Below are 21,194 nucleotides of genomic sequence, written 5' to 3'. Positions count from 1 at the left end.
CGCAGGGCGGCTGTGTGTGTCAGGGCGGTGCGGCCGCGCGGCTGCGATCAGGTCCGGCACCGCGCCAGCGTAACGCGGCACCCCGGCCGTCCCATGGCCGCGTACTCCGGAACGCCTTGTCACGCCGCCTTCGCGGCGTCGAGCACCTCGTCGGCCAGGGGCTTGTCGAGGGCCGCGTGGACCAGGCCGTCCGCGAGCCGCGGCACGTCACGCTCGCCCACGAATCCGGCCAGCTTGTCGGGCGACGTCGGCAGTCCGAGCCGGCGCGCACCGTCCTGGGCCTTGCGATCGAAGTACGGTGCGAACTCCGGCCATACGCCCTGCACATCGCGCAGGAAGATATCGGCTCCCGTGGGACCGATCCCGGGTATGTCCCGCAGGGCCTTCTTGGGGTCGGATTCCTCGCGCAGGCGCCGAAGATCGCCCTTGTAGCGCTCCAGCAGCAGTTCGGCCCCCTTGCCGAGCATCGTCGCGGTCCGCTCGTCATAGCGGCGGTAGCCGCCCTCGCCGAGCGCGTCGACGCGTTCCTGCCAGGACGCCTGAGCCATCGAGCGGGCGTCGCGCATTCCGGCGTCGAACAGGGCCCTTGCCGCGGCCACCGCGATATCGGCCTTGATCCGCGCGCTGAGCAGGATCGCCAGTACGAGCGTCTGGTAGAGGGGGCCGGGGGTGTTGCGCAGTCTGATCCCGGCCTGCGCCGCGTAGGTGCGCTCCTGCCGGTCGAGCAGGGCCCGGACCACCGCGTTGTCGGTCTTCGCACTCATCGTCAGGCCACCGATCCAACTGAATTCCGGAGTGCTCCGGGTACCCGTCGCGGGTCCGGTCGATGCGGCCGTACGGCACCCAACCGCTCACCCCAGACTGAGCAGCACGATCGCGACGCCCGCGATCAGCAGACCCGACGTCTGGGTCCGGGTGACCTTCTCGTGCAGGACGGCGAGTCCCAGGGCCGTCGGGACCGCCGGGTAAAGGGAGGCCAGGACGACGGCGACGGCGAGCATCTGCTGGTGGGCGGCGAGGAGATACAGGATGAGCCCGAGCGCCGCTCCCGCCCCGATCAGGACCGCACAGCCCAGCGACCGGACCGGCCGGCGGAACTCGGCGGCGTGCCGCCGGATGCCCGGGAGCAGGAGGAGAACCGCGGCCACCCGGCCGGCCGCCACGGGCCACAGGCCGCTCGCCGGGTCCGCCTGGGCGAGGCCGATGTACTGGACCGCCACTCCCCCACTGGCGATCAGGCCGTCCACCGGCAGCCGCCGCCCGGACGGGGCTCGGCTGCCGTGGCCGTCGCCGCCGGCGGAGACGAGCCACAGAGCGGGAACGGTGGCGCAGATGCCGAGCCAGGCGAGCGGAGTGGGCCGGTCGCCCAGCAGGAACACCCCGCACAGCACCGACAGCGCCACCCCGGTGACCGCGCTCACGGGGATCACGATGCTCATGGCGCCACGGCTCAGACCGCGGTTGAGGAAGTGCATGGCCACGGCGCTTCCGGCGCCGGACGCCGCGCCCCAGGCGACGTCCGTGGACCGGACCGCTGTCGCGGGTAACAGCAGCGCGGCGGCGACCGCCAGGAGCAAGCCTCCGACCTGTCCGAGGAAGGTGACGACGGCGAAGTGGACGCGGCGGGACAGCAGTCCGCCGGCGAAGTCGACGATGCCGTAGCAGACCGCGGAGGCCAGGGCGAGCACAGCACCCATCCGCTCCAAGTGCCCGCCCCAGCCGTCGTCATCCGCCGGTGACCAGCACTCGGGGAGGCCGTGTACGCCTCGCCGCCCGGGGTACTCGACCGTTCCGTTTCGGACCGGAGGAGGTTCACCATGACCAGCAGCACGGAGACCGGTGGCGTCACGGGCACGCCGGACAAGGACTACAACCTGATCTGGTACGTCGAGGCCTGCCTGAACAACGCGCTGCGGCTCGAGACGTACATCCAGGACGCGGAGCGCGAGAAGGACACGGAGGTCGTGGACCTGTTCCGCAAGGCGCAGGCCGACAGCCGCAAAGGCGCCGAACTGGGCAAGAAGTTGCTGCGTAAGCGGCTGAACGGCTGACCGCGTCCGGAAGGCCCGCCCCGGCCGTCCGGCGGCGCGGCGCTCACGCAGCGTCATCGTCCGACGCGCGGGGCCTGCCCCACCCGCTTACTTTGGGCGGGCAAGCCCTGTCTCACCTCAGGAGGAGCCATGGCCGACAAGGGCCGCGCGGACAAGATGAAGGGCAAAGCCAAGGAAATGACCGGAAAGGTCACCGGCGACCGCGACATGCAGACCGAGGGCAAGCTCGAGCAGGCGCGCGGAGAAGCCAAGAAGCTCAAGGGCAAGGCCCAGGAGCGGATCAAGCAGCGCGGGCGTTCCGCGAAGCGGGACGACGTCTGAGCGGGCTGGACCGAGGCCGCGGACACGGTGGACCCGTGCCGCGGCCTCGACTCATGACGCCCCACACCTACCCGCCGACAGCCTCCAGCGAGAGCGCGAAGACGTGCGCACGGGCGGTGCCGCCCGTCGGCGCGGTCAGGGTGATCCCGGTGAGCTGACGGGTCGCGTCGACCTCGACGACCTGGTGGAAGATGGCCGCCTTGGTGCCCAACGGCCCGTTGCGCGTGTGGATCTGACCGGTCGTCACCGCCGTGGTCTCGCCGTACGCGGGTCCCGACGCCAGCCAGCCGGTGAGCCGGAGCTGTGTCGAGGCGGTGGTCCCGTCGGCGTACCGGAGCGTCGCCGGGACGGTGACGTTCCCCGTGTCGCCCGCGCCGAGCACGTGCAACTTGCCGTAGGCGCCCTGCGGTACGGAGATGTTCTGGCCGCCCGCGACGACGTTGTTGTTCGTTCCCTCGCTGCCGTTGGTGAAGGCGAAGCCGATCCCGTTGTCGGAGGTCTGGCCGGTCTGCGGGAGCTGGGCCATGGGGTAGGTGCGGCCGGTGCCGTCGAAGTCCCCGTCGCCGTAGTACATCTCGGTGGTGATGCCGTCGTTGTCGAAGTGGCCCGTCAGGTCGACCTGGGTGACGGTTCCGGACTGCGGCAGCTCCGGCAGGCCCCACCGGTCGGCGGGAGCGGAGACCGGCACGGGGGCGATCCGCAGCTCGGGGCGGCGGCCCGCCGGGTGGATCACGGCCTCCGCGCCCTGGGGCAGGTCGAGTTCGACGACGCCGTCGCCGAGGTCGCGCCAGTCGGGAGCCGGGCCGCCGATCCCGGCGACCGTGACGCGCCCGCCCAGTGAATGGCGCACCCGGCAGGGCTCCCCGGCGAGGCTGCGGACCCGTACCCAGCGGGTACGGCCGCCCCGGCGGACGGCGCTGACGAGGAACGCGCCCTGGGTGCGGAAGTCGTGCAGGGTGACGTCCCGCCACTCCCCCGGCACGGCAGGGAAGATCCGGATGGTGTCACCCCAGCTCGTGCACAGCATGTCGTGCAGACTCTGTGCCGCCGACAGCGGAGTCTCGATGACCGGGCCGGCCTCGTAGTACATGGTGTTGGGCTGGACGAACCGGGCCACCAGCTCCCGCAGATACGTCAGTGAGTCGTCGCCCCGGCCCATCATCGCGGAGAGGGACGCGGCACCGGAGAAGCTGTAGCCGCGCAGGGCACCCTCGAAGCCGATCCAGTGCTTCAACGACCGCTCGATGAGGTCGCGTTGCTCGGGCTGTTCCCAGTTGACGAGGTAGAGGGGGTACACGGCGAGCATGTGGGAGTAGTGGCGATGCGACTTCGCGAACGGAACCCCGGCGCCGATCATGAAGCCGTTCGCGTCCACCGGGTAGTCGGTGAGCCGGTCCAGGACGTGCCGCCACTTCAGCGCCAACTCGTCGTCCACACCGAGCAGTTCGACGGTGTCGAGCAGGGTGGCGCAGCTCCAGCGCAGCAGCGCCAGGTCGTAGTTGCAGTCGGGGGCGCTGCCGTACTCCGGTGAGAAGGTCTTCGGGAGATGGAGCCGGCCGTCGTCGCCCTCGTACAGGAAGTGCAGATAGTAGCTGGTGGAGCGGCGCAGGAGCGGGTAGAGGATGTCCTCCAGCAGGCCCCGGTCCATGGTGTGGCGGTAAGTGAGCCAGACGTTGTGCAGCGCCCAGGGCAGGTTGCCGACCTCCGGGTCACCGGAGCCGCCGGGGACGGCGACGCTGCCGCTGTCCTCGCACTGGGCGTCGGTGGAGCGGCGCAGGCCCGCCGAGTCGGCCCGGTACTGCGGCTTCAGGGCGCCGATGAGGGTGTCGGTGTTCTCGGCGAGGGTGCGCGGGATCGCGTCCAGTTCCAGGTGGTTGGAGCCGTGCACCGGCCAGTACTCCAGCTGCACGTTGAGGTTCCACCAGACGGCGGGCCAGGGGGTGGGCTCCAGCCAGGGGCCGGTGGTGGCCATGACGGGGGCGTGCTCGCGGGCGGCGGAGGCGAGCTTGTAGAGCTGGAGCCAGTAGAAGCTCTGGAGCATGCCGTCCGGGAGTGAGACGAAGCTCTTGCGGTAGAAGGCGTGCCACCAGTCGCGGTGGGTGCGCAGCAGGCTGGAGACGGGCAGCGCGGACGCCTTGCGGACCGCCGTGCGGGCCCGGCCCTCGGCGTCGGTGCCGGGGTGGGAGTGGGTGACGGCCAGGCAGAACGTCCGGTCGTCGCCGTGGGCGCGTTCGCGGTGGGCGCTGGCCGTCTGCCCGCCCGCGACAAGCGACTGCACCACCAGAGTCGTGCCGTCCGGCTCCTTCGTGGTCACCGGTGCGGGGTTGGGTTCCAGGTCGTCGGGCGGATCCTCGCGGACGATACGCGGGCTGACGGCGGGTGAAGGGACGTACTCCCAGCGGAAGTTCCGCTCGCCCGCGTCCGCGCGGGCGGTGACGAGCAGCAGCGTGCGGTCGTTGTGGACCAGCGCGCGCAGCCGGATGGCGCCCTTGTCGGTGGTGAGGGTGCCGGTGATCTCGGCGTTCCACAGGTCGAGGCGCAGATCGGCGCCGGTGATGGTGCCGACGGGGTGTAACAGCAGGTTGCCGACCGGGAGGCGGGCCACGCCCCAATCGCTGCCGAACTCCGGCCGGTGGTCCTGGACTTCGCTGTGGTGCACGGTGAAGCGCAGGGCGTTGCGGCCGGGCTCCTGGTAGACGATCGAGCCGAGCAGCCCATTGCCGAGGAAGGGCCCTTCGTACCAGGTGCGCGGCAGCCGCTTCCACACCGGGTCCTGCGCGGCGAGGAACTCCTGCCACTCGCGGTCGGTCCGCATACCGACCAATCCCCCGGGGCCGCCGCCCTGTTGAGCGGCCGCCGCCGGTGCGGCGACCGACGTCGCGGCACCGGCGGCGACACCTCCGAGAAAGCCTCGTCTACTGACTCTCATCATCGATCTCCCTCAGATTGATCCGATGACTTGGCTAGACGGGAGCGTAGGAAGCGGCTAATGATGCGTCAATACACCGAACCACACGACCGATTCACCCGATGACTCGTGCGTGGGAGGCACACATGCGTGTCGTACGATCCACAGTCACCAGAGCCCTGACGGTCGCCGCCTGCCTGGCGACGCTGTGCGCTCCGACCGCCGCCGAAGGCCAGGACGCCGGCCCGGAGCGGAGCTGGCGAACCGCGGCTCCCGGCGGCGGCCCCCTCTCCGCCCAGCTGGCCCTCACCGACTCCGGCGGCCTGACCCTGACCGCCCGCGACGGCCGTACGACGGTGCTGCGGCCGTCCGCCCTCGGCATCCGTACCGCCGTCACCGACTTCTCCGCCGGGCTGAGCTTCGTCAGCCGCCGGGACCGGCCTGTCCATGAGACGTACACGACGACCACCGGCGCCCGCACCCGGCACACCCTCGACGCCACCGAATCCGTCTTCACCTTCCGCAAGCAGGGCCGCATGCTGCGGATCGCCCTGCGGGTCGCCGCCGACGGTGTCGCCTACCGCTATGAACTCCCGCGAGGCGACGGCGACTCCGGCGCCGTGACGGTGCTGGGCGAGACCTCGCAGTACGCGGTGCCCGCGCAGGCCGACTCCTACCTGCTGCCGTACGACAACGGCCGCCAGGACTACGAGTCCATCCACCAGCACACGACGCTCGCGCAGGCCAAGACCGGTACCGACTACGGCTATCCGTCCCTGTTCCGCGTCGACGGCGACAGCTGGATGCTTCTCGGCGAGTCCGGCCTCGACAGCTCCTACGCGGGCTCCCGCCTTACCCTCGACCGTGTCGACGCGGACGCGGGCCACTTCAGCCTGAAACTGCCCGACCCCGCCGAGGTGGCCACGGCGCCCTTCGCGACTCCCTGGCGCACGATGGTGATCGGCGATCTCGCCACCGTCACCGAGAGCGACCTGATCACCGATCTCGCGGCGCCGTCCAAGGTCGCCGACACCTCGTGGATCAAGCCCGGGAAGGCCGCCTGGTCCTGGTGGTCCGACGGGCAGAGCCCGACCAGCCTCGCCGCGCAGAAGAAGTTCGTCGACTTCGCCGCGGAACAGGGCTGGGAGTATGTGCTCGTCGACTCGGGCTGGAGCAACGACTGGATGCCCGAACTCATCGCGTACGCCCGGGAGAAGGGCGTCGGAGTCTGGCTGTGGGTCCGGTGGCAGACCATCGACGCGGCGAGCGAGATCAACACGTTGCTGGCGCGGTGGAAGGGCTGGGGCGCGGTCGGGCTGAAGATCGACTTCATGGAGTCGGACGGGCAGGACCGGATGCGCTGGTACGACGCGATCTTCGCCGGGAGCGCGAAGTACGAGCTGATGCTGAACTTCCACGGCGGCACGATTCCTCGTGGGCAGCAGCGGACGTGGCCGCAGTTGATGACCGTCGAGGCGGTGCGGGGCGCCGAGGGGACGCGTCCGCGGCCGGGGCGCGAGCCGTTCCCTGCGGGGCATTACACGACGCTGCCGTTCACCCGTAATCTCACCGGCTCCATGGACTTCACGCCGGTCACCTTCACCGGTGTGCGGCCCACCAGTGACGCGGCCGAGTTGGCGTTGTCGGTGGTGTACGAGTCCGGGGTGCAGCACTTTGCCGACAGTGTCGAGTCGTATGCGGCGCGGCCGCTTGCGGAGCGGTTCCTGGCGGGGGTGCCGGCGGTTTGGGACGACACCGAGTTGGTTGATGGCGCGCCTGGGGATCGGGCTGTGTTCGCTCGGCGGTCGGGGGGTGAGTGGTTCTTGGGGGCGGTGACTTCGGGGGGTGCGCGGACGCTGGACGCGTCGCTCGGGTTCCTTGGGTCCGGGCGGTGGTTGGTGGATCTTTACCGGGATGCGCCGGGTGGAGGTCTCGCTGTCGAGACGCGTGAGGTGACTGCCGGGTCGCGGCTTGTTGTGGATGTGCCTGCGAACGGGGGGTTTGCGGCGCGGGTTTGTCCCGTGCAGACCGGTCGTGCCAGCTGTGGGTGAGTGGATCACAGTGCAGGCCGTGGGGGCTTGTCGCGCAGTTCCCCGCGCCCCTTTCGGGGCGATTCGGTCACCGCGGGGACATCCTCGAAGTTCACTGTCGTGCGCGTGCCGTCCTGCCAGTGGGCCGTGAGGATCAAGCCGTTCACCTCGGTGGTGACCTGGTCGGTGAGCGGGGTCGGGTCGGTGGTCAGGGAGACGAGTGCGGCGAACAGGGTGCCGGGCTCGTCCTCCCCCACCGCTCCGGTGAGTTCGGGGACCAGGGCCCAGGGGCCGAACGCGGTGCCCTGTGGGGCGCGGAGTATGGCCTGCTGCCGCCAGCCGTGCAGGCCGAGCAGCAGGCTGGTCACCTCGTCGCCATCGATCCGGAGTTCGTCGGTCTGCCCGGCCTGCGAGGCGGCTTCCGGTGAGACGGCGACCGCCCAACCCGTGTGGTGGACGGGCGTTCCCGGTGGTACGCCGACCGTGCGGTGCACGCGTAGTTCGAGGCTGCCGTGGGCGAGGGTCAGGCTTTCGATGCGGGCCGACGGCAGGACGGGGCCGCCTTCGAGGAAGACCGGGTGGTGCCAGGAGGCGAGCCAGTTCGGGCCGTCGGCAAGGGGGTTGATGCGGATGCGGGCGCTGCGGGTGCCGCGGGCCTCCAGGGCGATGTGGTTGTCGGGGGTGTTGGCGGCGCTGGTGGGGCCGGTGCGGGTGGAGTAGGCGAGGCGGGCGTAGAGCGGGTTGCCGGGGGCCTGCTCCGGCTCGCGGGAGTCGAACTTGTAGCTGCCGTGGTTGTGCAGGCGGACGAGGCCGTCCCGGGTGGTGGTCTGGACGAGCAGTCCGGGGGCTCGCAGGGCGAGTGCACGGTCGGGGCCCTCGGTGGGGGCTCGCTCCTCCGTCGCCGTCCACACCGGGTCCTCGGGCGGAAGCAGCAGGGCGAGGAAGCCCTTCGACGCCCAGTACGGGGAGCCCGGCCCCGAGTAGCGCTGGAGGGTCGCCGCGTGCGGGCCGTACCAGCCGAGGGTGAGGATGCCGTCCTCGGTGAGGGCGCCGCGGTCGAGGAAGTGGCGCAGGGCTCCGCTGAGGATGCGGCGGGTGGTGCCCGGGGTGAGCGGGGTGTGGTCGGTGAGGGCGCCCAGGGCCACGGCAGCGGTCGCGGCGAAGCGGTACGTCAGGGAGCGGCCGTGGTGGATCGGGGCGCCGTTGGCGTCGAAGAGGAGGGCGAAGCCGCCGAGGAACTCGCGGAGGCGGGGGCCGAGTCGGTCCAGGAGGGGACCGTCTCCGGCCAGGTGGGCGTGGAGGAGGGGGTAGAGATGGAGGGCCCAGCCGTTGTAGTGGTCGAAGGCACGGCCGTCGCCGTCGGAGTACCAGCCCTGGCCCTGGTACCAGCCGTCCAGCAGGTCGAGGCCCCGCTGGATCGCGCGGCGCGTCTCGGTGTCGCCCCGGCCCGCGGACTCCAGGAAACCGGCGACCGTCAGCGGGAAGAGGTACCAGTTGTTGGGTGCGGGCGTGTGCGTGAGCGCGCCGCGCAGCCAGCGTTCGACACGGTCCTGGTCGGCGGCGGAGAGCGTGTCCCAGGTCCAGGGTGCGGTGAGGCGGAGGGCGAGGGCCACCGACGCGGACTCCACCATGGGCTGGCCCTGGATGCCGTGGTGGCCGATCTCCGGCCAGGACTCGGTGTCGTCGCGGCCGGGGGTTCGGGTGCCGCGGATGAGGCCGGCGGTGTAGCGGTCCAGGAAGCCGTGCGGGTCCTTGCCCGAGGCTCCGGCGGTGCGGAGGGCCGCGAGCAGGAACGTACGGGCGAAGCCCTCCAGGCCGTCGGAGCGGACGCCGGACTTCGAGGGCGGGCCGGGCAGGTCGATGAGGGCCTGGCCGGGGGTGGCGTAGCGGAGCGCGGCGGTGAGCAGGTGGTCGGCCACGGTTTCCCAGTGGGCGCGGGTGTAACCGGTGTACGGGCTGAGGGTGCGGTCTTCGGGCGGGAGCGGGAGTTCGGGCATGGCCGGGCCACGCCTCCTGTTCGTTACGGGCTCGTCTCAGGCGAGGCGCGCCAGGCGTTCGGGCCGGACGGGGTGGGCGAAGGGGCGGCCGAGGACGTACGACTCGATCTCGGCCAGGGCCAGTTCGGCGAGGCGGCGCAGCTCACCGCCCTTGGAGCCGGCGATGTGCGGGGTGAGCACGACGTTTTGGCAGTCGTAGAGCGGGGAGTCGGCGGGCAGGACCTCCGGCTCGGTGACGTCCAGGACGGCGTGGAGTCGTCCTGACACCACCTCGTCGGTGAGGGCGTCCTGGTCGACGACGGCGCCGCGTGCGGTGTTGATCAGGGTGCCGCCGGTGCGCAGCCGGGCGAGGAGGTCGCGGCTGACGAGGCCGCGGGTCTCGGGCAGCAGTGGCGTGTGGACGCTGACGGTGTCGCAGCGCGCGAACAGCTCGGGCAGCGACACCGGCTGGACGCCGAGGGCGCGGGCCTCGGCGTCGGATACGTAGGGGTCGTGGAGGAGGACCGTCAGGTCGTGCGGGCGGAGCAGGTCGATGACACGGCGGCCGATGATAGAGGCGCTCAGGATGCCCACCGTGCGGCGGTAGTTGCCCGCGTCGGGGTGGCGTTCGTTCCAGTCGACGCGGCGGCGCTCGGCGCGGTAGACGCGGGCGGTCTCCAGGACACGCTTGTTGGCGAGCAGGATCATGGCGAGGGTGTACTCGGCGACCGGGACGGCGTTGGCCGCGGCGGCGGAGGAGACCGCGAGGCCGCGCTCCCAGCAGGCGGGGGTGATGTGGTGGCGTACCGTGCCCGCGGTGTGGACGACCGCACGCAGCCGGGGCGCGGCGTGCAGCACCGCCGCGTCGAGGGGCGGGCAGCCCCAGCCGGTGACGAGCAACTCGGCGTCGGCGAGGGCCCGGTGGGCGTCGGGGGTGGTCAGGTCGTCCAGGACGAGGTGCGGGTCGATGTCGGTGAGGTCGGCGAGGCGGGCCCGCGCGTCGGCGTCGAGGACCTGGCGGGCGGTCCGCCGCGCCATGGCCAGGACGGCGCGCGGGCGGCGCCGGTGAGGGCGGGGTTCGGTCATTTCACGCTTCCGGCGGTCAGGCCCGACTTCCAGTACCGCTGCAGCGTCACGAACGCGACGATCAGCGGGACGACGGCGAGCAGCGAGCCGATGACGACGAGCGGGTAGTACTCGGGCGAGACGGTGGCGGAGCTGTTCCAGGTGTAGAGGCCGAGGCTGAGCGGATACAGGTTCTGGTCGGAGAGCATCACCATGGGCAGGAAGAAGTTGTTCCAGATCGCGGTGAGCTGGAAGAGGAAGACGGTGACGAAGCCGGGGCCGAGCATGCGCAGGCTGACGCGGAAGTACGTCTGCAACTCCCCCGCGCCGTCCACCCGGGACGCCTCCAGCACCTCGGTCGGCACATAGCCGCCGCTGAGCAGACGGGCCAGATAGACGCCGAAGGGGTTGAACAGCACCGGGATGAACACGGCCCAGAAGGTGTTCACCAGGCCGATGTTGGACGCCACCAGGTAGAGCGGCAGGGCGAGCACGGTCGGCGGGACCATGACGCCGGTGAGGACAAGGCCGAACAGCTTCTCCTTGTGCGGGAAGTCGTACTTGTCGAAGGCGTACCCGGCGGCGACGCTGATCAGCGAACCGACGAGGGCGCCGACGACCGCGTACAGCAGGCTGTTGAGGTACCAGCGACCGTAGACACCGCCCTCCATGGAGAACAGGTCGGTGAGGTTCCGCCCGAGCGAGAAGTCGCCGAGGCTGAGGATGTCGCTGCTGAAGAGGGCGTCGGAGTTCTTGGTGGAGGCCAGCAGCAGCCACAGGCCGGGCAGCAGGGTGTAGAGGGCCGCGACGAGGACGACGACGTTGGCGACGGCGCGGCTGGTGAGTCTGCTCGTGGTCATCGCGGGCTCCGTTCGCGGCGGCCGGCCCAGCGCGTGACGGCGAACGACAGGGCGCAGGTGACGACGAGGAGGATCACGGAGGCGGCGGAGGCCAGGCCGTAGTTGTTGCGGCGGAAGGCCGCGTCGTAGATGTACATGTTCGGCGTGTAGCGGGAGTTGACCATCGGGGTGGCCTGGTTCATCAGCGTGGGTTCGGTGAACAGCTGGAGCGCGCCGATCAGGGCGAACATGCAGACCATGACGACGGAGCCGCGGATGATCGGCACCTTGACGGACAGCGCGGTGCGCAGGCGGCCGGCGCCGTCGATGCGGGCGGCCTCGATCACCTCCCGCGGCAGGGCCTGGAGGGCGGCGTAGAAGATCACCATGTTGTAGCCGAGGCCGCTCCACAGCGCGATGTTGACGATGGCCGGCAGCACGGTGTGCAGGCCGAGGAAGTCGATGTGGATGTCCGCCTCGGCGAACACCTTGATGACGGGGCTGAGGCCGGGGGTGTACAGGTACAGCCAGATCACGGCGGCGATGATGCCGGGCACCGCGTGCGGGAGGTACAGCATCATCTGCGCGGTGCGGCGCAGCCGGACCAGGCCGGAGTCGAGGAGCAGGGCGAGGGCGAGCGCGCCGACGACGACCACCGGGACGAAGATCACGCAGTACAGGGCGATCACGGCGAAGCCGGAGCGGAAGCTCGGGTCGTCGAGGACCGCGAGATAGCTGCGCAGCCCGGTGAAGACGGTGGTGCCGCCGCCGAAGCCGAGGCCCTCGTGGTCCTGGGAGAAGAGGCTGAGGTAGACCGAGTAGCCGACGGGGATCAGGAACACGGCGATGAGCAGGGCCGTGAACGGGGCGAGGAGCGTGACGCAGGCGAGGAGTTGCTGGCGGCGTCCGGCGCGGCGGGGGCGGGTGGGACGCGTGGCGGGAGGTTTCGTTCCCGTGCGTTCTTCTTCGGAGAGCACTGTGCTCACGGCTGCTCCTCAGTTGGTGGTGACCGACTCAGTGGGTGGTGACCGACAGGCCGAGGCTGCTGAGGTCGGGCAGCGTTCTGCGCTCGCCTTCGCGCAGGGCGCCGATGATGCTGCCGCTGCCGGCTCCGGCCTTGGCGAACCCGTCCTCGACGGAGGTGATCGTGGAGGTCATGCGCGGACCCCACTGCCAGCGCGGGCTGACCAGCCGGGCGGACTCCTCGAAGAGGCCGAAGATGTCCTGGCCGGAGTAGTAGGCGGTGTCCATCTCCTTGCGGGCCACGGGGACGAGCGCGGGTACGGCCGGGTAGGCGCTGCTGATGCCGCTGGAGAGCTTGGCGCGCAGGGCGTCCGGGCTGGTGACCATCCAGAGGATGAACTCCAATGCCTCCTTGGGATGTTGGCTGTCCTTGGTGACGGCGAAAGTGGAGCCGCCCTGCGTGCCGAGGGACGGTTTCGCGGGGTCCCACTGCGGGAGCGGCGCGATCGCCCACTTCCCCTTGCCGCCGGGGGTGGAGTTCATCAGCGAGCCGGCCGCCCAGGCGCCCGCGAGGTAGCCGACGGTCTCGCCGTTCTGGAGATGCGCTCGCCACTGCTGGCTGTCCACCGGCTCGACGCGCACCAGATCCTGGTCGACGAGGCGCTGCCAGTAGGCGGCGACCTTGCGGGTCGGGGCGTCGTCCAGGGTGATCCGCCAGGTGTCGTCGGCGGTCCGGAACCACTGGGCGCCGGCCTGCCAGGCGAACCCGGCCATGTGCTGGGAGCCGTTGGTGAAGAAGCTGGCGAGCCGGGAGCCGGGGTCGGCCTTCTTCAGCGCGCGGGCCGCGGTCTCGAACTCGGCCCAGGTCCGGGGGACTTGGATGCTGTGCCGGGTCAGCACGTCCTTGCGGTAGAAGAACATCATCGGCTCGATGTCCACCGGCACGGAGTAGATACGGCCGTCGAGGGTGGTGAGGTCGAGGGCCTGTGGGAGGAACTTTCGGCGTACGTCGTCGGGGAGCAGGTCGGTGAGGTCGCGGGGCACGCCGTCGATGGCGTAGCCGGGCAGCTGGGGGTACTCGATGGTGGCGACGTCGGGTGCGTTGCCCGCGCGGGCGGCGTTGCTGAGCTTGGCCCAGCCGCCCTGGGGGCCGGACGGGACCTGCTGATAGTCGACCCGGATCCTGTCCTGGCTGCGGTTGTACTCGTCCACGACCTCCTGGGTGCCGCGCAGCGCCGACCAGAAGGTGAGACGCACCGGCCCGGTCCCGGCGCTGTCGCCGCCGCCCGAGGAGCAGCCCGCGAGCAACAAGGTCATGGCGGTGAACAGTGCGGCTGTGGCCAGGCGTACGCGTCGTCGAGCCGGCATGGGGCCTCCCGCGTCATTGCTGGGTTACCCAAATCCTGAGCGGGAGACGAAAAAGGCGTCAATACATCGAACAGAAGAAACCGAAGCGGTCAAACGAACAACTCGTGCGTGTCAGCGGGCGGTGCGCGTCTCCGTGGACTCGCGGATCACCAGGCTCGGCAGCAGATCCACGTGCCGGGTCGCCTCGGGGCGCAGTCCCTCGCGGGCCGTACCGAGGCGGCGCAGCAGCAGGCCGAACCCGATCCGGCCGAGCTCGGCCTTGGGCGGTGCGACGGCCGTCAGCGGGACCGGGCCCATGTCGGCGACCACGTCGTTGTAGGCCACCACCGAGCAGCGCGCCGGCACATCGATCCCGGCCGCCTGCAGCCGCTGCACCAGCACCAGCGCGTCCATGTCGCTGTGGATCAGCACCGCCGTCGCGCCGGTCTTCCGCACCGCTTCCACCAGGTCCGCGGAGCGCGGGTCGGCGGCGGACGGGTCGGGGCCCGCGGTGCGGGAACTGAGGATGGTCCGGCAGCCCGCGGCGAGACCCCGGGCGGCGGTCTGCCCGGCGAACTCGTCGCGGATCACCCGCGCGGTGGGGCTGTCGTCGCGTGCGGCCAGGACGATCCGCCGGTGGCCGAGGCCGGCCAGGTGCTCCAGCACCAGGTGCACGCCGTACGCGTGGTCCGAACGCACGGAGTCCAGCGGGTAGATGGCGCCGGTGCGGGCGGGGCGCCGCTCCACCAGCACGACGGGCACGTCCAGGGCGGCCAGCCACGCGTGGTCCGCGTCGATCTCCTCGGCGCGCGTGCGCCAGTGCGGCGACAGCAGCAGCCCGCGCGCGCCGCCGTCGAGCGCCTGCCGAACCGCCTCGCGCTCCGCCCCGCCGTCGTCGGCCGCGATGTGCAGTTCGAGCCGCAGCCCGGCCTTCTCCGCGGCCTCCCGGGCGCCTTGGACGGCCTCGGTGAGATACGTGTTCCGCTCGGGCACGATCATGGCGACGGCATCGCCCCCAGCCAGGCTCCCCTCGGCCACCGGCCGCAGCGACCGCGCCACCCCGTGCCCCCGGCGCACCTCTCCGCGCCGGGCCAGGTCCTCGACGTCCCGGCGCACCGTGACGACCGAGACGCCGAGTTCGTCGGCGAGATCGGTGATCCGCGCGACCCCCCGCACCCGCACCAGCTCCGCGATCCGGGCCTGCCGCTTCTCCGCCGACTCCCGCATGCCCTCACCGTTTCCGATCGATTGCCCGCGATACCTCCACTCTACCGATCAATCGATCAGACGAGCAGGCGCGGGACCGACCGTTACGCAGGCCGGCAGAGAACCGCCGTCAGCGCCTGGCGCAGCAGGTGTACGGCCTCGTCGGCGTCGGCGGCGCCACTGCTCCGGCGCCAGGCCACGTATCCGTCGGGCCGGACCAGGAGCACGCCCTCCTCGTCGATCTCCGCGCGGCGGCTCCACTCGCCGTACGCGTCATGGGCGTCGCGGTCGATGACGACGCCGCGCAGGTCGAGCCCGAGTTCCTGGGCGAGGGTGTCGGCGGCTTCGGCCCATCGCGTTCCGGCGAGACCGGTGACGACCGAGAAGCCGCCCCTGCCGACGAGGTCGAGCGTCGAGATACGGCCGCCCTTGTGGTCGACGAGCCAGGCGTGGGGCAGCTTGGCGCCGGGGCGGGACGTCGGGCGGCCGAAGAGTTCGTCGTCGCGGGTGATCGTCTCGACGGTGCCGTCGGGGAGGACGGCGGCCGACTCGTAGCGCTGGTTGTGCTCGACGCCGTGGGCGTTGAACTCGTAGTGCTTCAGCTCGATCGCCTCGCGGATCGCCCGCCGCTTCTTCGCCCCCTCGGCGTCCGGCTGCCGCGCCGCGTGCAGCGCCTTGGTGATGCCCTCAGCGTTCTCTGCGGACCCTCCGACGACGCCGAGGGCTTCGAAGAGGGGCAGGAACTGGTCCCGGGAGAGGTTCGCGCGCTCGACGATCTGCCGGGCGACCGGGGCACGTTCGTCGGAGTAGGTGTCCAGCAGCTCGGGCCCGGCGTGCCCGTTGAGGACGGCCGCCAGCTTCCAGGCGAGGTTGTAGGAGTCCTGGACGGAGGTGTTGGAGCCGAGGCCGTTCGACGGCGGGTGCCGGTGGACGGCGTCTCCGGCGCAGAAGACGCGTCCGGCGTGCAGCCGGGTCGCGTAGGCGTGATTGACCGTCCAGAGCGAGGCGTTGTCGATGCGGACGTCGAGCTGGTCGTCGCCGACGAGGTCGCGGACGATCGCCGCCGCGGTCTCGTCGGTGACCTCCGGCGGGGGGTTGTCGATGTCGTAGCCCCAGACGATGAGCCACTCGTTCCACGGCCGCACCATACGCAGCAGGCCCATGCCGATCCCGCCGACGTCGGCGCCCGGGCGCATGATCCAGTACAGGACGCTGGGGCGGTGCTCGACATATCGCGCGAGGTCGGCCTGGAAGACGATGTTCATGCTGCCCGCCTTGCCCATCTGCCCCTCCATGGGCAGTGCGAGCTTCTCCGCGACGAGGCTGCGGCCGCCGTCGGCGCCGATCATGTACCGGGCGCGTACGGTGTGTTCGGTGCCGCCGGGCCGGTCGCGCAGGCGCGCGGTCACACCGTCCACGTCCTGCTCGAAGTCGACCAACTCGGTGTTGAGCCTGACCACGGCGCCCCGCCTGGCCGCGTTGGACAGGAGGATCGGCTCCAGGTAGGTCTGCGGGAGGTCGATCATCCCGCACGGGCTCTGTGCCGCGTACTCGGTCAGGCTCTCGTCCGCGGTGCCCCAGGTACGGATGCGGCCGATCTCGTCGCCGAGGAGCGACGTGGCGAAGACGGTGTCGCCCATCAGATGGCTCGGTGTGCCCTTCTCCAGGGCCTCCTGCTCGATTCCCAGGTCGCGGAAGACCTCCATCGCGCGCTGGTTGGTGATGTGGGCGCGTGGGGTGTCCGCGAGCCACCCGTACTTGGTGACCAGGTGGGTGCGTATCCCGTAGGTCGCCAGCAGCAGGGCCGCGGTACCGCCGGCGGGGCCGCTGCCGATGACGAGGACGTCGGTGTCGTAGTGCTGCTCAGGCGTGCTCATGCTGTCTCCGTGAAGCTTCGTCAAAAACCGTGAGAGAAAAGGCTGTTCAGTGGCTGTTCAGTCGCCGAGGCGCGCGATGTGGAACGTGAACTCGAGCAGCCGCCACTCGCCCTCGACCGGCCGGCCGTCGGGTGTGGGGCCGGTGCGCGGGACGAAGTCCGTGATCAGGTCGTCCTTGACGCCGAAGACCGCGTCGCGCTGCCCGGGGGCGCCGTCGAGGTAGGCGCCGCCGCGGACGAACAGCTGGGTGATCAGGGGCTGGTGTCCGGGGGCGTCGATGAGGAAGTGGACGTGCGGTGCGCGGTAGGGGTGGCGGCCCACCGCGGAGAGCATCCTGCCCACCGGCCCGTCGTCCGGGATCGGGTACTCGGACGGGAGGATCGACCAGAACGTGAACCGCCCGTCCTCGTCGGTGGTGAACCGGGCGCGCAGCACCGGCCCGTCCAGCTCCGGGAGTTGGACGTCGTAGAAGCCCTCCTCGTTGGACTGCCACACGTCCACGACGGCGCCGGGGACCGGTGCGCCCTCGCGGTCGGTGACCCGGATGTCCGCCCACAGCGGTGTGCCGGTGAGGTCCCCCGCGATGTCGCTGCCGTGCTCGGCTGCGGGCGGCCCGGCCACGTAGAAGGGGCCGAGGATCGCCGACGAAGTGGTGTCGGGCGTACGGGAGTTGGTGAGCGCGTCGACCACGCTGGACACGCCGAGGGTGTCGGAGAGCAGGATGAACTCCTGCCTGGTGTCGGTGGTGATGTGACCGGCCTCGGTGAGGAAGTCGATCGCGGACTGCCACTCCCGCGGGGTGAGGTCGTTGCGGATCGTGTAGGCGTGGAGGGTGCGGGCGAGATCGGTCAGGAGCTGCCTGAGGCGCGGGTTCTCGCAGCCGGCGAAGCTCGCCTCGACCTCTTCGGTGAGCGGACGCAGGTCGGGAGGCCCTTCGGGGCGGCGGCCCTGCCAGGCGCTGTGCAGCAGGCCGTCGAGTCCGGTGCGGGTCAGTTCGCGCGGGTTGGGGTACGGCTGTGCGGTGGCCAGTTCCGCCGCGCGGTCCAGGTCGGACTCGGACAGGCCGAGTTCCCGGAGGGAGGTGGGGCCGCCGACCCGGTGGATCAGGTCGAAGACGCCCGCGGGGGCGTCGGGCACGCCCAGGGCGCGTGCGACGCGCTCCATCGCCTCCGGGGCGGCGGGCGCGTTGTACGCCATCGCGTGCGGGAGGACCACCGTGTGGGTCTCGGCGTGCGGCAGGCCGAAGGCGCCGCCCAGTGTGTGGCAGAGCTTGTGGTGCAGTCCCATGCCCACGGCCCCCAGGCACATGCCCGCCAGCCAGGCGGCCTGCAGCAGCTCGGCCCGTGCCTCCCCGTCGGTCGGGTCGTCGTGGAGGGCGGGGAGCGCACGGCCGATGGCGGTGACCGCCTCCGCGGCCATGGCGTCGGTGACCGGAGTGGCGTCCGGCGCGTAGAGGGCCTCCACGGCGTGGGCCAGGGCGTTGATGCCGCTGGTCACGGTCGCCGGGACGGGCAGTCCGAGGGTGAGCTCGACGTCGTACACGACCGTTTCGGGCAGGATCGCGGGCGCGGAGCGGGTGGTCTTGCGGCCGTCGACGGTCTCGCCGAGCACGGGGGTGACCTCGGACCCGGCGTACGTGGTCGGCACGATCACCTGGGGCAGATCCGTGCGAACCGCCAGCGCCTTCGCGAGGCCGGTCGTCGAGCCGCCGCCGATCGCCACCAGGCAGTCCACGCTCCGGTCCCGCAGCAGCCGCAGGGCCTGCTCGGTCACCTCGACGGGCGTGTGCATGGCCGCGCCCGCGAACTCGGCCGTCACCAGCTCGCTCAGGACTCCACGGAGCCGTTCGGTGTCCTTGCGCAGGGCCCGTGACCCGCCCGACAGGAGCATGACCCGCGACCCGCCGAGCCGCTCGGCCTCCTCGCGCACCCGGTCCAGGGTGCCCGCACCGAAGATCACCCGGCTCGGTCCGGCCGTATGGACGAAACTCCTCATGAGGCCGCTCTCCAGCTGTGCTCTGTGGGGGTCGGGGCGTCTGCGGCAGTATCCGTACCCGGTGGCGCGTCGCGCCTGCACAATCGCCGCATCCCGCTGCACGAAAACGGCGACCTCCATCGCCGCTTGCCCACGTGAGCGCCGGACCGGGAGACTGACCGGGGCGCGAAGGAGGGCCGTATGGGCGAGATGGGACTCGGTGACACCCACGGCATCCTGGCGCGGCCGGGTGTGCGTCCCGTCCGCAGCAGCGCGGGGCTCGGCTGGGAGCGGCTGTTCGTGTCGACGCAGCGGGAGGTGCCGTACCGGGACGCCTTCCCCGGAGCCGACAGCCATCTGCTGATCCTGCACCTGGACGGACCCGTGACCGTCCGGCGCGGACGCCGGGGACTGACCGCCGCCCGGCAGGTGCCCCCCGGCGGACTGTTCCTGCATCCGGCCGCCACCGAGCTGGACGTGGAACTCGGCGGCCACCTCAACACGGTGCACGTCTACCTCTCGGACGCCGCGCTCCAGGCGACGGCGGACGACGAGCGGACCGTGCGGCTGAAGGAGGAGTTCGGCACCACGGACCCGCTGCTGGAACAGCTCGTGCTCGCGCTCGACGGAGTCGTACGGCGCTGGGAGCCCAGCGGGGCCGTCTACGCGGACCAACTCGCCCTCATGACCGCGGCGCAGCTGGGCCGGAGACACAGTGTGCGGCAGCTCGACGCCGAGGCGCCGGTGCGGCAAGTGGGGCTCGACGACCGGCAGTTCGCGGCCGTCCGGGAACTTCTCGACGCCCGGCTCTCCGAGCCGCTCTCGCTGGCGGACCTCGCATCGGCCGCCGGGCTGAGCGTCAGCCAGTTCGCCCGGCGGTTCAAGGCCCGCACCGGGTGCCCTCCGCACCGGTATCTCGTGCGGCTGCGGGTGGAGCAGGCGGCCCGGCTGCTGCGTGCGGGCACCCTGCCGATCGCGCAGGTGGCGGCCGCGTGCGGCTTCTCCCACCAGGAGCACCTGACCCGGGTGCTCCGCTCCCACCTCGGTACGACACCGGCGGCGCTGCGCCGCGCGGGCTGACCGTCCGCAACGGCGACGCCTCCCTCTCCTCTGGTTCGCGTGCGGCCCGCATAGCGCACATGGCACGCTCGACGTCCCCCAAAGCGCGAAAAATCAGCGCCGTTGACATGAACTCATGTCTTTCCGTGAACGCCTTGACTCCGTCGCATTCTCACCCGTACTCGATGGAGGTACATCGCATGATCGGCAGACATGCCGCGGCCGGTCGCCGCACCGCCCTGACCGCTCTCGGGATTCTCACCCTCACGGGGATCACCTCGACCGCGGCGGCCGAGCCCCCGAAGCCGGCGCCCGGGTCCAGCGCCGCGCAGACGGTCGGTGCCGACCGGCCCTCGGCGGCGGTGCTGCGTGCGCTGCAGCGTGACCTCGGGCTGACGCCGGGTCAGGCGGCCGAGCGGCTGGTCAACGAGGCGGAGGCGGGCGTCCGTGCGGGCCGTCTCCGCAGCGCCCTGGGCGAGCGCTTCGCGGGGGCCTGGGTGCGGGGGGCGACCGCCGCCGAGCTCACCGTCGCGACCACGCGGGCCGCCGACGTGTCCCTGATCCGGGCCCAGGGCGCGAAGGCCGCGGTCGTCAAGCGGACGTTGCGCGAACTGCAGGCCGTCAAGGAGAAGCTGGACACGGCCGCCACCCGCGTCACGACGCGGGACACACCGGTCTGGTACGTCGACGTACCGGCGAACCGGGTCGTCGTCGAGGCGGTCAGGCAGTCGGCCGCCACCGCCTTCATCAAGGCGGCCGGCGTCCAGGGCCAGAACGTCGGCGTCCGCGTGTCGTCGGCGCGGCCACGGCTGCTGGCGGACATCGTCGGCGGCGACGCCTACTACATCGGGACCACGGCCCGCTGCTCCGTCGGCTTCTCCGTCACCAAGGGCACACAGCAGGGCTTCGCCTCGGCCGGCCACTGCGGCGACCCGGGCGACAAGACCACCGGCTACAACAAGGCCGACCAGGGCACGTTCAAGGCCTCCACGTTCCCCGGCAAGGACATGTCCTGGGTCGCCGCCAACACCGCCTGGACCGCCACACCCGACGTCAAGGGCGAGGGCGGCGAGAAGACGGAGATCACCGGCTCGGTCCAGGCGCTCGTCGGGGCGTCGGTCTGCCGCTCCGGCTCCACCACCGGATGGCACTGCGGCACCATCCAGCAGCACGACACGAGTGTCGACTACTCCCAGGGCAAGGTCGACGGCGTCACCAAGACCAACGTGTGCGCCGAGCCGGGCGACTCCGGCGGCCCCTTCGCCTCCGGCAGCCAGGCACAGGGCGTGACCTCCGGCGGCTCGGGCGACTGCACGAGCGGCGGGACCACTTACTACCAGCCGGTCAACCCGATCCTCAAGGACTTCGGCCTCGTCCTGAAGACCGCGTCCGCCGAGGCCCTGCCGCCCGGTCAGCAGGACAACGCGGTGCAGGGCGCATGGGCCGCCGGCCGCGTCTACGAGGCCGGCACCACGGTGACCCACTCCGGTGCGCGCTACCTCTGCCTGCAGACCCACCAGGCGCAGGGCGTGTGGTCGCCGAGCGCCACTCCGGCCCTTTGGCAGAAGCTGTAGTCGT

The 21,194-nt window shown here is 71.4% G+C and carries 16 protein-coding genes; 5 read left to right on the top strand and 11 right to left on the bottom strand.

The window, feature by feature from the left end; all coding sequences use genetic code 11:
• Positions 1-119 precede the first annotated feature (119 nt).
• Complete coding sequence (locus tag KCH48_RS02070) at positions 120-764, bottom strand: endonuclease (protein ID WP_210569766.1); 645 nt, start codon at positions 762-764, stop codon at positions 120-122.
• A gap of 87 nt (positions 765-851) precedes the next feature.
• The gene (locus KCH48_RS02065; protein WP_210569764.1) at positions 852-1,697 is read right to left on the bottom strand and encodes an EamA family transporter; all 846 of its coding nucleotides are present in this window, start codon (positions 1,695-1,697) and stop codon (positions 852-854) included.
• A 120-nt stretch (positions 1,698-1,817) separates the two neighbouring features.
• Here KCH48_RS02065 and KCH48_RS02060 point away from each other — a divergent pair, with 120 nt between their 5' ends.
• Both KCH48_RS02060 and KCH48_RS02055 read left to right on the top strand, forming a co-directional pair.
• On the top strand, positions 1,818-2,051 hold the full coding sequence (locus KCH48_RS02060) for a hypothetical protein (protein ID WP_210569763.1): 234 nt from the start codon (positions 1,818-1,820) through the stop codon (positions 2,049-2,051).
• Between the two features lie 129 nt (positions 2,052-2,180).
• Positions 2,181-2,372, top strand: coding sequence for a CsbD family protein (locus KCH48_RS02055; protein ID WP_210569761.1), 192 nt, complete (start codon positions 2,181-2,183; stop codon positions 2,370-2,372).
• Positions 2,373-2,439: 67 nt separating this feature from the next.
• Here the strand turns inward: KCH48_RS02055 and KCH48_RS02050 are convergent, their stop codons facing one another.
• A complete protein-coding gene (locus KCH48_RS02050) occupies positions 2,440-5,301 on the bottom strand; it encodes a Tat pathway signal sequence domain protein (RefSeq protein ID WP_210570891.1) in 2,862 nt (953 codons plus the stop codon).
• A gap of 125 nt (positions 5,302-5,426) precedes the next feature.
• Here KCH48_RS02050 and KCH48_RS02045 point away from each other — a divergent pair, with 125 nt between their 5' ends.
• The gene (locus tag KCH48_RS02045) at positions 5,427-7,331 is read left to right on the top strand and encodes a glycoside hydrolase family 97 protein (protein WP_210569759.1); all 1,905 of its coding nucleotides are present in this window, start codon (positions 5,427-5,429) and stop codon (positions 7,329-7,331) included.
• Between the two features lie 5 nt (positions 7,332-7,336).
• Here KCH48_RS02045 and KCH48_RS02040 read toward each other — a convergent pair whose 3' ends face one another.
• The 8 genes from KCH48_RS02040 to KCH48_RS02005 all read right to left on the bottom strand — a co-directional run bounded on the left by KCH48_RS02040 (position 7,337) and on the right by KCH48_RS02005 (position 18,578).
• A complete protein-coding gene (locus KCH48_RS02040) occupies positions 7,337-9,307 on the bottom strand; it encodes a DUF2264 domain-containing protein (protein WP_210569757.1) in 1,971 nt (656 codons plus the stop codon).
• Between the two features lie 36 nt (positions 9,308-9,343).
• Complete coding sequence (locus tag KCH48_RS02035; protein ID WP_210569755.1) at positions 9,344-10,372, bottom strand: hydroxyacid dehydrogenase; 1,029 nt, start codon at positions 10,370-10,372, stop codon at positions 9,344-9,346.
• Entirely contained in the window at positions 10,369-11,211 is an 843-nt protein-coding gene (locus KCH48_RS02030; protein WP_210569754.1) for a carbohydrate ABC transporter permease, read from the bottom strand. The genes KCH48_RS02035 and KCH48_RS02030 overlap by 4 nt, the downstream gene beginning before the upstream one ends.
• Positions 11,208-12,167 carry a sugar ABC transporter permease gene (locus tag KCH48_RS02025; protein ID WP_307840808.1) on the bottom strand — a complete coding sequence of 320 codons (960 nt, stop codon included), beginning with the start codon at positions 12,165-12,167 and terminating at the stop codon, positions 11,208-11,210. Before KCH48_RS02025 ends, KCH48_RS02030 begins: the two co-directional genes overlap by 4 nt.
• 37 nt (positions 12,168-12,204) lie before the next feature.
• Positions 12,205-13,521, bottom strand: a complete 1,317-nt coding sequence (locus tag KCH48_RS02020; protein ID WP_210569752.1) for an ABC transporter substrate-binding protein — start codon at positions 13,519-13,521, stop codon at positions 12,205-12,207.
• Between the two features lie 111 nt (positions 13,522-13,632).
• Entirely contained in the window at positions 13,633-14,727 is a 1,095-nt protein-coding gene (locus tag KCH48_RS02015) for a LacI family DNA-binding transcriptional regulator (protein ID WP_210569751.1), read from the bottom strand.
• Positions 14,728-14,810: 83 nt separating this feature from the next.
• Positions 14,811-16,583, bottom strand: coding sequence for an FAD-dependent monooxygenase (locus tag KCH48_RS02010; RefSeq protein ID WP_210569750.1), 1,773 nt, complete (start codon positions 16,581-16,583; stop codon positions 14,811-14,813).
• Positions 16,584-16,640: 57 nt separating this feature from the next.
• Complete coding sequence (locus KCH48_RS02005) at positions 16,641-18,578, bottom strand: maleylacetate reductase and hydroxyquinol 1,2-dioxygenase domain-containing protein (RefSeq protein ID WP_210569749.1); 1,938 nt, start codon at positions 18,576-18,578, stop codon at positions 16,641-16,643.
• 180 nt (positions 18,579-18,758) lie between these two features.
• On the opposite strand from KCH48_RS02005, the gene KCH48_RS02000 reads away from it, so the two are divergent.
• Positions 18,759-19,637: a helix-turn-helix domain-containing protein gene (locus tag KCH48_RS02000; RefSeq protein WP_210569748.1), complete on the top strand. Its 879-nt coding sequence runs from the start codon at positions 18,759-18,761 to the stop codon at positions 19,635-19,637.
• A 179-nt stretch (positions 19,638-19,816) separates the two neighbouring features.
• Positions 19,817-21,190 (top strand): alpha-lytic protease prodomain-containing protein, encoded by a 1,374-nt coding sequence (locus tag KCH48_RS01995; protein ID WP_210569746.1) that lies wholly within the window; start codon positions 19,817-19,819, stop codon positions 21,188-21,190.
• Positions 21,191-21,194 lie beyond the last annotated feature (4 nt).

The sequence above is a fragment of the Streptomyces sp. GESEQ-4 genome (genome assembly GCF_017948455.1).
Lineage (GTDB): Bacteria > Actinomycetota > Actinomycetes > Streptomycetales > Streptomycetaceae > Streptomyces.
This window is presented reverse-complemented; position numbering and strand designations above follow the sequence as displayed.